We start from the raw sequence: 14294 nt of genomic DNA on the forward strand, positions 1-14294 counted from the left end.
CCGGTGGGACCGGGGGACACATGGTCCCGGCAGCGGCGCTCGCGGCCGAACTGACGAAGCGCGGCCACCGTGTCGCGCTGGTCAGCGACGCGCGCGGCGTGCGGTTTCCGGGGCTGTTCGAGGACATCCAGACGCATGTTCTGCCGGCTGGGCGCTTTACCGGCGGGCCGCTTGGTTGGGCGAGAGCGACGCGAGAGATGTGGCGCGGGCGAGCGATGGCGCGTGAGCTGTACCGGACGTTCAGGCCCGCCGCGGTGATCGGCTTCGGCGGCTATCCTGCGCTGCCGGCGTTGCTGGCGGCGTTCGCGCACAAGATCCCGACTGCGGTACATGAGCAGAACGCGGTGCTGGGGCGCGTGAACCGCTTCGTCGCGGGCCGCGTGGACGCGATCGCAACCTCGTCCGAGCCGACCGAGCGCCTCGCGCCGAAGCTGCTGGGCAAGGCGCATCTGGTCGGCAATCCGGTGCGCGAGGCGGTGCTGGCGCTGCGCTCGCGGCCGTATCCGTTGCTGGAGGAGGACGGCATCTTCCGTGTGCTCGTGACCGGCGGCAGCCAGGGGGCGAGCATCCTGTCTCAGGTCGTGCCTGACGGACTGGCGATGCTGCCGGTGACGTTCCGGCGGCGGTTGCAGGTGACGCACCAGGCGCGGATCGAGGATATCGACGCGGTCCGCGCCAAGTATGCCGAGCATCATATTCCGGCCGAGCTGGCGACGTATCTGCCGGATATGCCCGGAGCAGTTGGCGTGGGCGCATCTGGTAATCGCACGCGCTGGGGCGTCGACGATTTCGGAACTGACCGCGGCGGGGCGTCCGGCGATCCTGGTGCCGCTGCCGGGCGCGACCGACGACCACCAGACCGTGAACGCGCGCGAGATCACGCGGGCGGGCGGCGCGCGGACGATCGCGCAGGGAGACTTTACCGCAGTGGAACTGGCCAAGCAGATGCAGAAACTCGGGCTCGATCCGGCGGCATTGCAGAACGCGGCGGGCCGCGCGCGGAGTTGCGGGCGGCCGAACGCGGCGAGCGATCTGGCCGATCTGGTCGAGAGTTTAGACGCGCCCTTGTCACGCATTCCGGTCGGTGCGCCCTCCAAGCCCAAGGCGCAGTTCGCATGAAGGGCGTCGCAACGGATATCGGCACGATCCACTTCGTCGGCATCGGCGGGATCGGCATGTCGGGCATCGCCGAGGTGATGAAGAACCTCGGCTACCGCGTGCAGGGCTCGGACGTGGCCGAGGGCTATGTCGTGCAGGGGTTGCGCGACAAGGGCATCCCGGTCGCGATCGGCCATGCCGCGTCGAACATCGGCGACGCCGCGGTGGTGGTGGTGTCGACCGCGATCGTGCGCTCGAACCCCGAGGTCGAGGCGGCGTTGAACGCCCGCGTGCCGGTCGTGCGGCGGGCTGAGATGCTGGCGGAACTGATGCGGTTGAAGTCGACCGTCGCGGTGGCGGGCACGCACGGAAAGACCACGACCACGTCGATGGTCGCGGCGCTGCTCGATGCGGGCGGGGTCGATCCGACGGTGATCAACGGCGGGATCATCAACTCGTACGGCTCGAACGCGCGGCTGGGCGCGAGCGACTGGATGGTCGTGGAAGCGGACGAGAGCGACGGCAGTTTCCTGCGGCTCGACGGCACGATCGCGGTCGTCACCAACATCGATCCCGAGCATCTCGATCATTACGGCTCGTTCGACGCGGTGAAGGACGCGTTCGTCGAGTTCGTCGAGAACGTGCCCTTCTATGGCGCGGCGTTGCTGTGCCTCGATCACCCGGAAGTGCAGGGGATTCTGCCGCGGGTGCGTGATCGGCGGGTCGTAACGTACGGTTTCTCCGCGCAGGCGGATGTGCGCGGGGTCGAGGTCACGCCGATCCCGGGCGGCAATCGCTTCGATTGCGTGGTGCGCGAGCGCGATGGTGTGACGCGGACGATTTCGGGGATCGAGATGCCGATGCCGGGCCGGCACAATGTCCAGAACGCGCTGGCGGCGATCGGCGTGGCGCTGGAACTCGGGATTGCGGACGCGACGATCCAGCAGGGGTTTGCCAAGTTTGGTGGCGTGAAGCGACGCTTCACCAAGGTCGGCGAAGTGGCCGGTGTCACGATCATCGATGATTACGGCCATCACCCGGTCGAGATCCGCGCCGTACTCGCGGCCGCGCGCGAGGGCGTGAAGGGCCGCGTGATCGCGGTCGTCCAGCCGCATCGGTATTCGCGTCTGGGCAATCTGATGGAGGATTTCCAGACTGCGTTCAACGACGCGGATCGCGTGCTGGTGACACCGGTTTATGCGGCGGGCGAGGCGCCTGTGGAGGGCGTCGACGCGGCTGCTCTGGTCGAGGGGTTGAAGCGGCGCGGGCACCGGTTCGCGGGTGTGGTTGCGGACGCTGACGCGCTGGCGGTGGAACTGGCGGCGACGATCGAGGCTGACGACATGGTTGTTTGTCTGGGGGGCTGGCGACATCACGAAATGGGCGGCCGGGTTGGCCGATGCGATCGCTGCCGAGCGCGCTAAGGTGCTGGCGTGAGTGCTAACGCTTCTGCTCCCATTCCGCTTGCGGGAGGGGTCGGGGGAGGGGCTGCGTCCTCCCCTAACGGCACGAACGCGGCTATGTCAGTCCCTCCCCTAACCCCCTCCCGCAAGCGGGAAGGGAATCAAGGTCGAGGCTGAGGCATCGCTTGCGGCTTTCATATGGTTTCGAACTGGTGGGCCGGCGGAGACGCTAGTGCGGCCTGACACTGCGAACGATCTGGCGGTTTATTTGCGCGATCTCGATCCCTCGACGCCAGTGCTACCTGTTGGAGTCGGCTCGAACCTGATCGTGCGGGACGGTGGCGTGCCGGGGGTCGTTGTGCGGCTTCCCAAGGCTATGGCTAAGGTTTCGGTGCAGGACGGCCGCGTCAGGGCTGGAGCGGGGGCAATGGGGATCACCGTTGCCAGCGCCGCGCGAGACGCAGGCATCGCCGGGCTTGAATTCTTGCGTGGGATTCCGGGAACAGTCGGCGGGGCAGTGCGGATGAACGCAGGCGCTTATGGCCGCGACGTCAGCGACATCCTGGTCGAGGCTACCGTGGTCACGCGTGAGGGTTTGGTCGAGACCTGGTCCGCCGAGAAGCTCGGCTTCACCTATCGCCATTCGGACCTGCCCGCCGGCGCCGTCGTGGTCGAAGCCGTGTTCTCCGGCACGCCCGGTGAGCCAGCCGTGATCGGTGCAGAGATGGACCGGATCGCCGCCGAGCGCGAGGCTTCGCAGCCGCTGCGTTCGCGCACCGGGGGGGTCGACGTTCAAGAATCCCGAGGGGCACAAGGCTTGGGCGTTGATCGACGCGGCCGGGTGTCGGGGGGCTGACTCGCGGTGATGCGCAGGTCAGCGAGAAGCATTGCAATTTCCTGCTGAACCTCGGGTCCGCGTCAAGCGCGGAGATCGAGGCGCTGGGTGAAGAGGTACGGGACAAGGTGAAGGCGCATTCGGGGGTGACGTTGGAATGGGAAATCCAGCGGGTTGGTGAGTACCTCCCCTCCCGCTTGCGGGAGGGGTCGGGGGAGGGCGGTCTGGATACCGGCATCTCGCATCAACCCCTCCCCGACCCCTCCCGCAGGCGGGAGGGGAGCAGTGAGCGCGCCCCTTCACATCGCGGTCCTGATGGGCGGCTGGTCGGCGGAGCGTGAGGTTTCGCTGATGTCGGGTAACGGCTGTGCGGACGCGCTGGAGTCGCTCGGGCACCGGGTTACGCGGATCGATATGGGGCGGGATGTCGCCGCCAAGCTCGCCGAGGCGCAGCCCGATCTCGTGTTCAACGCGCTGCACGGCACCCCCGGCGAGGACGGTTCGGTGCAGGGGCTGCTCGACCTGATGGGCCTCCGCTACACCCACTCCGGCCTCACGACGTCGGTGATCGCGATCGACAAGGTGCTCACCAAGCTGTTGCTCGTCCCCGCGGGCGTGCCGATGCCAGGTGGGCGGATCGTCAAGTCGGCCGACCTGTTCGAGGGTGACCCGATGGCGCGGCCGTATGTGCTGAAGCCGGTCAACGAAGGCTCGTCGGTCGGCGTCGCGATCGTCACCGACAGCGGCAATTACGGGAATCCGATCGCGCGCGACAGCGTCGGGCCTTGGGGCGAGTTCGAGGAACTGCTGGCTGAGCCGTATATCCGTGGGCGCGAACTCACGACCGCGGTGCTCGGTGGCAAGGCGCTCGGCGTGACCGAGTTGAAGCCCAAGAGCGGCTGGTACGATTACGACGCGAAATACACCGATGGGATGACCGTCCACGTCTGTCCCGCGGAGATCCCCGACGAGATCACCGACGCGTGCAAGAGCCTCGCGCTCGAAGCGCACCGGTTGCTCGGCTGCAAGGGCGCGTCGCGGTCGGACTTCCGCTGGGATGACGAGCGCGGCGTCGATGGGCTGTTCCTGCTCGAGGTGAACACCCAGCCGGGGATGACGCCGCTGAGCCTCGTGCCCGAGCAGGCACGGCATATCGGCATGAGCTATGCCGAGCTGGTGCAGGCGATCGTCGACGAGGCGATCGCGGATCACCCCTCTCCATGAGCCGCACGATCAAGCGCGGTCCGCCGCCCAAGCGGCCCGCCCCGCGGCGGAAGGTCGCGGTCAAGAAGGTGTCGGTGATGGACCGGCTGGTCGGGATGCTCCCGGTCAGCGAGGACACGCTTCGGAAAATCGCGACGTGGTCGATCCTCGGCGCGGGCGGTGCGGTCGCGATCGCGGCGGCGACGTGGGTTGGCATCCCCGGCATGATCGGCGCGGCGGTGGCCGAGGGTGCCGGGCGCGCGGGCTTCAAGGTCGAGCAGATCGAGGTGACGGGCCTCAAGCGGATGGACCGGATGTCGGTCTATGCCGTCGCGCTGGAGGACAAGCAGAACCAGACGTCGATGCTGTCGGTCGATCTGGAGGCGGTGCGGCAGAAACTGCTGCGCTATGGCTGGATCGCGGACGCGCATGTCTCGCGGCGGCTGCCGAACACGATGCTCGTCGATATCGTCGAGCGGACGCCGGCTGCGGTGTGGCAGGACAATGGGCAGCTGACGCTGATCGATTCGTCGGGCGTGCTGCTGGAGCCGGTGCAGCCCGACGCGATCCCGAACCTGCCGCTGGTGATCGGGCCGGGCGCGGATCGGCAGGAGGCGTCGTACCAGACGCTGCTCGCTGCCGCGCCCGCGCTTAAGCCGCGCGTGAAGGCGGCGACCTGGGTCGGCAATCGGCGCTGGGACCTTACCTTCGAGAGCGGCGAGACTTTGGCGCTGCCGGAAGACGGTGCGCCGCGCGCCCTGGTGAAGTTCGCCGAGCTGGATGGGGCGCGGCCGTTGCTGGGGCGCGGCTGGATCCGGTTCGACATGCGTGATCCGACCAAGCTGGTCGCGCGCAAACCGGGTGCGAGCCTGGCGCACAGCGTCGACGTGCCGGCACCTGCCAGCTCGGGGGCGAGCGTGCCGGCAACGGGCGAAACTACGAATACTCCGTCGCAAACGGCGGGCGCGAACGTAACGGGCGGGGAGGGATGACATGGCAAAGGTGGCACCGGAAGGGGCTGATCACGGCGCTCGATATCGGGTCGTCGAAGGTTTCGGCGATGATCGCGCAGAAGGGGGACGGCGGCGAGCTGATCGTGCTCGGCACCGGCCAGCGCGAGAGCCGCGGCGTCAAGCGCGGCTATATCGCCGACATGGCGACGACCGAAGCGGCAGTGCGCGAGGCGGTCGAGCAGGCCGAGCGGATCGCCGGGATCAACATCGAGAATGTCTGGGTCGGGTTCTCGGCCGGCGGGCTGGTGTCCGACGTCGCCGAAGTCGAGTTCGAGCTGGGCGGCCACCGCGTCGAGCAGCAGGATATCGATGCGTTGCTCGCCGCGGGGCGCAACTCGATCGATCCGCAGGGGCGCATGGTGCTCCACGCGCAGCCGGCGCTCTATACGCTCGACGGGCTTACGGGGGGTGAAGACACCGCTTGGGCTGCACGCGGATCGGCTTGGTGTGCACATCCATGTCGTCGCCGCGGACGGATCACCGGTGCGTAATCTCGATTTGTGCGTGCGGTCGGCGCATCTCGAAGTGAAGTCGATCATCGCCTCGCCGGTCGCGACGGGCCTCGCCTGTCTCAGCGACGAGGAGCGCGAGCTTGGCGTCGCGCTGGTCGAAATGGGGGCGGGGATCACCAACGTGTCGCTGTTCGCGGGCGGCATGCTGGTCGGGCTGACCTCGATCCCGATCGGTGCGCAGGACATTACCGACGACATCGCCAGCGCGTTCGGTACGCGGCGCCAGAATGCCGAGCGGATGAAGTGCTTCCATGGCTCGGCCAACGCGAGCCCGCGCGATAATCACGACATGATCCCGGTCATGCCGATCTCCGCGGAGGACGGCGCGGGCGAGGGCGCTCAGATCACCAAGGCGCAGCTGATCGGCGTGATCCGCCAGCGGCTCGAGCATCAGATGGGCGAAGTGCGCAACGCGCTCACCAAGCTGAAGTTCGAGGGGCCGGTCGGGCGTCAGGTCGTGCTGACCGGCGGCGGCGCGGAGCTCAAGGGCATCGCCGACTATGCGCAACAGGCGCTCGGGCGGTCGGTGCGGATCGGTCGACCGCGTGGTCTGACCGCGCTGCCGGAAGCGCATGGCGGACCGGCGTTCGCGACGCTAGCGGGGTTGGCCTTCTATGCGGCGACCAACCCGATCGACCTTCGCGGGCTCGCGCCGCAGCGGACGACGGTGCATCGGCCAAAGGGTATGGGCATGATGCGCAAGTTGATTCAGGCAGCACGCGCGAATTATTAAGAGTTTCGAGGGCGCTGGCGTTATTTCGGCTGGAACAGGCCGTGACGTTGGTGCACACAGATTAATCAGGGGCCCGGCCGTAGCGTATCTACCGGGTTGTGCGGAGAACGGCGATGAGCATCGAATTCCTTAGTCCCGAAGTGGACGATCTGGCCCCCGCATCGCGGTGATCGGCGTCGGCGGCGCGGGCGGCAACGCGATCGCCAACATGATGCGGGCCGACGTCCAGGGCGTCGACTTCCTCGTGGCGAACACCGACGCGCAGGCGTTGAAGCAGTCGACCGCACCGCAGCGGATCCAGCTCGGCACCAAGATCACGCAAGGTCTCGGCGCCGGTTCGCGTCCCGAGATCGGCCGTGCGGCCGCCGAAGAGACGATCGACCAGCTCGCCAAGATGCTCGAAGGCGCGCACATGTGCTTCATCACCGCCGGCATGGGCGGCGGCACGGGCACGGGCGCAGCGCCGGTCATCGCCAAGGCGGCGCGCGACATGGGCATCCTCACGGTGGGCGTCGTGACCAAGCCGTTCGCGTTCGAGGGCAACCGTCGCGCCAAGTCGGCCGAAGGCGGCATCGACGAGCTGCAGAAGTATGTCGACACGCTGATCGTCATCCCGAACCAGAACCTGTTCCTCATCGCCAACGCGAACACGACCTTCAAGGAAGCGTTCACGATGGCGGACGAGGTGCTCCAGCAGGGCGTCCGCAGCATCACCGACCTGATGGTGATGCCGGGCCTCATCAACCTCGATTTCGCCGACGTCCGCTCGGTGATGCAGGAGATGGGCAAGGCGATGATGGGCACCGGCGAGGCAAGCGGCGACAACCGCGCGCTCGAGGCTGCACAGAAGGCGATCTCGAACCCGCTGCTCGAAGGCGTCAGCATGCGCGGCGCGAAGGGCGTCATCATCTCGATCACCGGCGGCGACGACATGCGCCTGCTCGAAGTCGACGAAGCCGCGAATCACATCCGCGACCTGGTCGATCCCGATGCGAACATCATCTGGGGTTCGGCGTTCAACCAGGAGCTCGAGGGCAAGATCCGCGTCTCGGTCGTCGCGACCGGGATCGACGCGGATGCGCGTCCTCCGGAAGTCGCGCCTGAGCCGACCCGCTCGTTCAGCTTCGGATCGCGCAAGACCGACGAGAACACCTCGTTCCGTCCGAGCGAGCCTACCGCTTCGTCGGCCGCGCCTGCTGCGTCGTCAGCCGACGAAGAGCCGCTCGATCTGATCGCGTCGTCGGAAGTCGAGACGTCGGCGTCGAAGTCGGATGACGAGCTGGTGCTCGGTGCCGAGACGATGGTGCCGCAGGCCGCGCCTGCGCCGGTTGCTCCTGCACCGCAGCCTGCGCCCGCGCCGCGCACGTATGGCGACGAGCCTTACGGTCGCGGTCCGATCGCGCGTCCGGCTTCGGCATCGTCGGTGCCGCCCGCTCGCGCGCCGATCGCTCCGGCTGTTCCGGTGCCGACGCCGGCTGCGGACGAAGGTGGTGCACGTCGTCGCTGGCTCGCTCCGGGTGCCGAGACTGCCCCCGAGGCGGTTCCGGCCGCACCGCGCGTGAAGCTCGGCGGTACGCTGTTCGAGCGCATGTCGAATGCGGCACGCGGTGCTGCGAAGGAAGACGGCGAAGCGGCCCCTCAGGATCCGCTCGACATCCCCCGCTTCCTGCATCGTCAGAACAACCAGTAAGCCGGGAACGTCCCGACTTATCAATATCTTGCACGATCCAGCCCTGACCTCCCCTCTCCCAACGGGAGAGGGGGAGACGCCAGAGGCGGCGAAGGGTGAGGGCACGCCAGGCAGGGCTTTCGCGCTTGCGTCCGCAAAACCCTGCATTCGTCGCCGCCCCAGCCCAGTTCGTCGCGCGCATGCGTGCGAGACATTGCCGGTTCGGTCGGGCTGGCGTCTAGACAGTTGAACCTCATGACCCGGTCCTCCCATCATCTCCTGACCGCCGCGCTGGCCCTCGTGCTCGCGGCCGTGCCAGCCGCCGCGTCCGCGCAAGCCGTCGTGCAGGCGATCCCCGGCACCACCGACGCGGACAAGCTCGGCGACGTGATGCGCCAGCTCGCGAGCAATCCTCGCAACATCGACGCGCTGATCAAGGCCGGCGACCTTTCGATGGGCCTCGGCGATCTCAGCGGTGCCGCGGCATTGTTCGCGCGCGCCGAGAAGGTGAACCCGCGCGACGGCCGCGCCAAGGCGGGGATGGCATCGATCCTCGTTCGGTCCGAGCGTCCCGGCGAAGCGCTACGTTATTACGCGCAGGCGGAAGGCCTTGGCCTCGACCCGCGCAACTTCGCCGCCGACCGCGGGCTCGCCTACGACCTAATCGGCCAGCAGGATCGGGCGCAGCGCGACTACCGCGTGGCGCTCCGCGACGCCCCGGACGACGAGACGACGCGGCGCTATGCGTTGTCGCTTGGCATCTCCGGCAAGCCCGGAGCTCGCGGTCCAGCAGCTCAATCCGCTCCTGCTCAAGAGCGATCGTGGTGCATGGCGGTCGCGCGCGTTCATCCTCGCGATGAACGGCGATGTCGCCGGCGCGGAGAAGATCGCCACCACGATGATGCCCGCAGGTACCGCGCAAGGCCTGCAACCCTTCTTTCAACGCCTGCCCAACCTGCCGGCAAGCGACCGCGCGTTCGCAGTCCATTTCGGCGAAGTCCACGCGACGCCGGCACGCCTCGCGGATGCACGGATGGCGCCACCGTTGGGCATTCTAGCCGCAGATCCGACCGCGCCGGTAATGATGGCAGCCGTAACGCCGCAACCCGCAGTCGCTGCGACAACCGGCAAGAAGGACAAGCGCGATCGCCGCTCGAGCCGCGACCGTGTCCAGATGGCCGCGGTGACGCGGCCGTCGTCAACACCAGTGCCCGTGACGACGTCGGCACCGGTCCCGCCGACGACCACCGCGCCACGAACGCTCACCACGGTTCCGGCTCGGACCCCATACACTGCCCCCGTCCAACTCGCAGCAGCGCCGATGCAGACGGTGCAGCCGCTTCCGGCGCGTACCGTTCAGCCTTCGCAACCAAGCTATTCAGCACCTAACGTTGCCGCTCAGGGCACTCGTATCAATCCGGCTGCGGAAACGAACTCCGTCGTCTCGGCCACCATCCAGCCGAGCCCGTCGCCGGTTGCCCGCACAGTCCCAGCGCCATCGACGCTGGGAACGCTTCCGCAGAGCGTAGCCACGCAGATGGCGGCGATCCCGCTGGGACAGGCAAAACCCGATCCGACCCGCGCGGCAAATGCGCTCGCAGCGTCGGCGACGGCGGCGCCCTCGGTTTCGCCGCTACCGACTCCGATACAGCAGGCGCCCGTTCAGCAGGTCGCCCCACCGCAGAGTGCCAGCGCCGAGACGCCGACGCCCGGCTTCACCAGTTTGTCCACGCCCGCGCCGGTAGCCGGCACATCGTCGCCGCGCACCCACGCGGTCGCCGCGAGCGAGGACTCGATCCTCGCGCGGATCGTCGCGGGCCTGTCGATCCCCGCGTCCGAGCTCGACGTCGCGCCGATGCATCCCGCGCCGGTCGTGACCCCCCGCCGCCATCCCCGTCCCGGATGATTCCGAGCGCGTGCTGGCCGAGGCGAAAGCCAAGACCGAGCGGGACGCAGCGGCGAAGGCGATCGCCGCCAAGACGCTGGCTGCGGACAAGCTCGCCGCCGAGAAGAAGGCGGCGCTCGACAAGAAGGCCGCAGCGAAAAAAGCCATCGCCGACAAGAAGGCGCTCGCCGAGAAGAAGGCAGCCGCCGCCGAGAAGCTTGCCGCCGACAAGGCTGCGGCCGAGGAAAAGCGGATCGCGCGTGCCAATCCTGCGCGGACCTGGGTGCAGGTGTCGACCGGCGCGACTGAGGGCGATCTGCCCAAGGCGTGGAAGAAGGCGAAGGCGAAGGCGCCGACCGTGTTCGGCACGCGTGGCGGCTGGACCGCGCCGTGGAAGGCGACCAACCGCGTGCTCGCCGGGCCGTTCAAGACCGATGCCGAGGCGCGGACCTTCGTCAATCAGCTCGCCAAGGAGGGTGTCTCGACGTTCACCTTCACCAGCGATCCGGGCGAAATCATCACGAAGTTGCCGTCGAAGTGAGCTACCGTGCGCCCTGGGCATCGGACCCGGCGCGCAGCAAAGGACGGCTTCACGAGGAACAGAACGGGTCCGTCCGTGGCCCCCGCGATGCTTTCCAGCGCGACCGCGACCGGATCATCCACTCGATCAGCTTCCGTCGCCTGCGCCACAAGACCCAGGTGTTCATGGCCCCCGACGACGATCATTTTCGCGTCCGCCTGACGCACAGCCTCGAAGGTCGCGCAGATCGGCCGGACGATCGCGCGGACGCTGGCGCTGAACGAGGACCTGACCGAGGCGCTGTGTCTCGCACACGACATCGGCCATCCGCCGTTCGGCCATGCCGGTGAGGATGCGCTGAAGGCGGCGCTTACTGGCCAAGGTGGCTTCGATCACAACGGCCATACGCTGCGCACGCTGATGACAATCGAGCGGCCCTATCCGTTATGGAACGGGCTGAACCTGACATGGGAAACGCTCGAAGGCCTCGCCAAGCACAACGGCCCAGTGCGGCATCCGGGCTGGGCGCTGGCGACGGCGGACGCGAAATACCCACTCGATCTGACCAGTTTCTCAAGCCTCGAAGCGCAGGTCGCGGCGATCGCCGACGATATCGCCTACGACAATCACGACATCGACGACGGCCTGCGCGCCGGGTTGCTGACGCTCGACCAGATGCTCGCGGTGCCGCTGGTCGCACGCGGCTGGGACGACGTGCGGCGGCGCTTCCCCGACATCGACCCGAAGCGCCTGGTCGGCGAGCTCGTCCGCACGCAGATCGGCACGATGGTCAACGACCTGATCGCCGAGACCCGCCAACGGATCGCGGCGAGCGGCGTCACCAGCGTCGACGACGTCCGCGATGCGGGGCAGTGCCTGGTCGGCTTCTCCCCGAAATGCGCGAGGCGGAGCGCGACTTGAAGCGCTTCATGTACGCCAATCTCTATCATCATCCGCGGCAACTGGCGGCGGCGGATGCGGCGCACGGAATCGTGTCCGGCCTGTTCGCGGTCTATCATGACGACCCGCTGACGATCCCCGAGGAATGGCGCGAGCGGCTGCCGACCGAGGATCCCAACCGCAGCAGGCATATCGCGGATTTCATCGCGGGGATGACGGATCGGTATGCGGTGTCACGCTACCGTGACTTGGTCGGCCCGATCGACCTGCCCGAAGGGTTTTGAAGCAGGCACATTGTTACGCTCGTCCGTCATCCTGACGAAAGTCAGGATCCAGAGTTACTAGGGACATCGCTCGTTACCCTGGATCCTGACTTTCGTCAGGATGACGGGGGTGTTTGAAACCAAACGCAAAACGGCGGCCGGACCGAGGTCCGACCGCCGCTGCAATTTCCAAAAGCTAACTAGCTCAACGCGTAACCGAAGCGATGCCGCCAGCCGCGCCATTGGCCTCGTTGGTCTTGAACGTGACCGGGACGCCGGCCGAGACACCCGATACGCGGTCGCCGCGAACGATCAGGTGGAACTTCTGGCCCGACGGATAGCGACGGCCGTCGATGACCTGGCGGCCATGGTCCTGCGTCGAGGTATAGACGTACGTGCTGCCCTCATGGACGAAGCTCTGCTTTGCGTCGGCGGCCATGCCGATCGTCGAGGTGAGGGCGGCCGCTGCTGCTGCGATGATCTTGAAAGTATTGCGCATGATCGTGTCTCCCGCGGTGGTGCGTCGAGCCGGATCAGGTGTTTACCCAACTCTCGAGCCAGTGAAATATTGCGGTGCAGCATGAGTTGCAATTGCAAACCGATCCGTCGCGATTGCGTCAACTGCAACGATGAACGGCCCCCTGCATGCGACCAGCGCGGCGGGTGACATACTTCCACGACATTTGCCGCGTACACTCGCACGCGAAGGAGAAGTGTCGTGTCTGCTTCCAGTATCGCGCTCAATCGGTTCGGCCTCGGCGCACGGCCGGGTGATGCTATCGTCGGCGATCCGGCGAAGTGGGTGATGGCGCAGTGCGAACGGTTCGAGGCACAGCCATCGGTCATCGCGAGCGCGCCGGCCACGGCGGGAATTTCGACAGGTCTCGTCGCCTATTATGCGCAGGAAAAGGCGATCAGGGCGCAATTCGGTCCGCGCACGCCGAAAGCCGCGATCGGCTTGGACGGGAAACCCGCGGTCGCCGCTCCAACTATGTCCGGCGCGATGAGCCCCGCAACCGTGTCGCCGGGCGTTGCACCCCCGGCATGGCTCAGGCCCCCATGGCGCCGGAGGCGATCGATCCAGGCGCGGCCGCACGACAGGAAGCGCGACAAGTCATCGGCAAGCAGAGCCGCAACGATTATGGCGCGGCGGTCGCGGCGCGGACGATGGCGGCGCTGACCGGCGGCGCACCGTTCGTTGAGCGACTCGTGCATTTTTGGGCGAATCATTTCGCGGTCTCGACCGAGAAGTTCGAGGTGATGGCGCTCGCCGGGCCAATGGAGTTCGAGGCGATCCGCCCGCATGTGCTCGGCACGTTCGCCGACATGCTGAACGCGGTCGAGCGGCATCCGGCGATGCTGCTGTATCTCGACCAGGCGGTGTCGATCGGCCCGGACAGTCCGTTCGCCGTCCGGAAGACCCGGCGCCGCACCGGGCTGAACGAAAATCTCGCGCGCGAGATCATGGAGTTGCACACGCTCGGCGTCCGCAGCGGCTACAGCCAGGCCGACGTCACCGAGTTCGCGCGGGCGATGACCGGCTGGACGGTGGCAGGCATCGGGCGCGGTCCCGGCGCTCGCATCCAGGACGATTCGCGCGCCGGCAGCTTCCTGTTCCTCGACGACGTTCACCAGCCCGGCGATCGGACGGTGATGGGCAAGGTCTATCCCGCGGCGGGCGAGGCACAGGCGCAGGCGGTGCTGTCCGATCTCGCGGTCCACCCGGCGACCGCGACGCACATCGCGACCAAGCTCGCGCGGCACTTCGCCGGCGATACGCCGCCCCCCGCGATGGTCGCACGGCTGAAGACGGCGTTCCTGAAATCGGGCGGTGACTTGCCGACGGTATACCGCGCGCTGGTTGCGTCGCCCGAGGCTTGGGTGACCCGGCCGCTGAAGTTCAAGTCGCCTTGGGAATGGTATGTCTCGACCCAGCGCGCGCTCGGCACGACGACGGTCCAGCCCGGCGTCACGGTGGGGATGATGAACCAGCTCGGCCAGCCGATCTGGCAGCCGGGGCAGCCGATCGGCTATGACGACGTCGCCGCAGCCTGGGCCGGGCCCGATGCGATCATGCGGCGTGTCGAGGCGGCGGAGCGGTTCGCGGCACGCGCTGGGCCGGTCGATGCGCGGGCGTTGGCGCCGACTCTGTTCCCCGCCTCGCTAAGCCCCACGACCGCGCAAGGCCTGTCGCGCGCGGAAAGTCCTGCCCAGGCGCTCGCCCTGTTGCTCGTCGCACCCGAATCGCTGCGGAGATAGT

General features: G+C 67.6%; 8 protein-coding genes and 6 pseudogenes. 13 read left to right on the top strand and 1 reads right to left on the bottom strand.

Annotated elements, in window-relative coordinates:
- The first annotated feature begins 20 nt into the window (after positions 1-20).
- The 11 genes and pseudogenes from NHF48_RS19220 to NHF48_RS19270 all read left to right on the top strand — a co-directional run bounded on the left by NHF48_RS19220 (position 21) and on the right by NHF48_RS19270 (position 12055).
- A pseudogene (locus NHF48_RS19220) lies at positions 21-1119 on the top strand (UDP-N-acetylglucosamine--N-acetylmuramyl-(pentapeptide) pyrophosphoryl-undecaprenol N-acetylglucosamine transferase).
- Positions 1116-2535: pseudogene (murC, locus tag NHF48_RS19225) on the top strand (UDP-N-acetylmuramate--L-alanine ligase). The pseudogenes NHF48_RS19220 and murC overlap by 4 nt, the downstream one beginning before the upstream one ends.
- Positions 2536-2661: 126 nt before the next feature.
- A pseudogene (gene murB, locus NHF48_RS19230) lies at positions 2662-3515 on the top strand (UDP-N-acetylmuramate dehydrogenase); the annotation flags it as partial.
- A gap of 106 nt (positions 3516-3621) precedes the next feature.
- Positions 3622-4560, top strand: coding sequence for a D-alanine--D-alanine ligase (locus NHF48_RS19235; protein ID WP_253071997.1), 939 nt, complete (start codon positions 3622-3624; stop codon positions 4558-4560).
- A complete protein-coding gene (locus NHF48_RS19240) occupies positions 4557-5531 on the top strand; it encodes a cell division protein FtsQ/DivIB (RefSeq protein ID WP_253071998.1) in 975 nt (324 codons plus the stop codon). The genes NHF48_RS19235 and NHF48_RS19240 overlap by 4 nt, the downstream gene beginning before the upstream one ends.
- Position 5532: 1 nt before the next feature.
- Positions 5533-6797: pseudogene (gene ftsA / locus NHF48_RS19245) on the top strand (cell division protein FtsA).
- A 113-nt stretch (positions 6798-6910) separates the two neighbouring features.
- A pseudogene (gene ftsZ / locus NHF48_RS19250) lies at positions 6911-8487 on the top strand (cell division protein FtsZ).
- A 234-nt stretch (positions 8488-8721) separates the two neighbouring features.
- A complete protein-coding gene (locus NHF48_RS19255) occupies positions 8722-9855 on the top strand; it encodes a hypothetical protein (RefSeq protein ID WP_253071999.1) in 1134 nt (377 codons plus the stop codon).
- A gap of 148 nt (positions 9856-10003) precedes the next feature.
- A complete protein-coding gene (locus NHF48_RS19260; RefSeq protein ID WP_263816970.1) occupies positions 10004-10372 on the top strand; it encodes a hypothetical protein in 369 nt (122 codons plus the stop codon).
- Positions 10373-10382: 10 nt separating this feature from the next.
- Positions 10383-10892, top strand: coding sequence for an SPOR domain-containing protein (locus tag NHF48_RS19265; RefSeq protein WP_253072001.1), 510 nt, complete (start codon positions 10383-10385; stop codon positions 10890-10892).
- Positions 10889-12055: pseudogene (locus tag NHF48_RS19270) on the top strand (deoxyguanosinetriphosphate triphosphohydrolase). Before NHF48_RS19265 ends, NHF48_RS19270 begins: the two are co-directional and overlap by 4 nt.
- Before the next feature lie 184 nt (positions 12056-12239).
- Here the strand turns inward: NHF48_RS19270 and NHF48_RS19275 are convergent.
- Positions 12240-12533, bottom strand: a complete 294-nt coding sequence (locus NHF48_RS19275) for a hypothetical protein (protein WP_253072002.1) — start codon at positions 12531-12533, stop codon at positions 12240-12242.
- A gap of 219 nt (positions 12534-12752) precedes the next feature.
- On the opposite strand from NHF48_RS19275, the gene NHF48_RS25400 reads away from it, so the two are divergent.
- The gene (locus NHF48_RS25400) at positions 12753-13214 is read left to right on the top strand and encodes a hypothetical protein (RefSeq protein ID WP_253072003.1); all 462 of its coding nucleotides are present in this window, start codon (positions 12753-12755) and stop codon (positions 13212-13214) included.
- Positions 13151-14293 (top strand): DUF1800 domain-containing protein, encoded by a 1143-nt coding sequence (locus NHF48_RS19285; protein WP_446741222.1) that lies wholly within the window; start codon positions 13151-13153, stop codon positions 14291-14293. Before NHF48_RS25400 ends, NHF48_RS19285 begins: the two co-directional genes overlap by 64 nt.
- Position 14294 lies beyond the last annotated feature (1 nt).

It is taken from the genome of Sphingomonas sp. H160509 (assembly GCF_024124765.2).
Taxonomy (GTDB): domain Bacteria; phylum Pseudomonadota; class Alphaproteobacteria; order Sphingomonadales; family Sphingomonadaceae; genus Sphingomonas.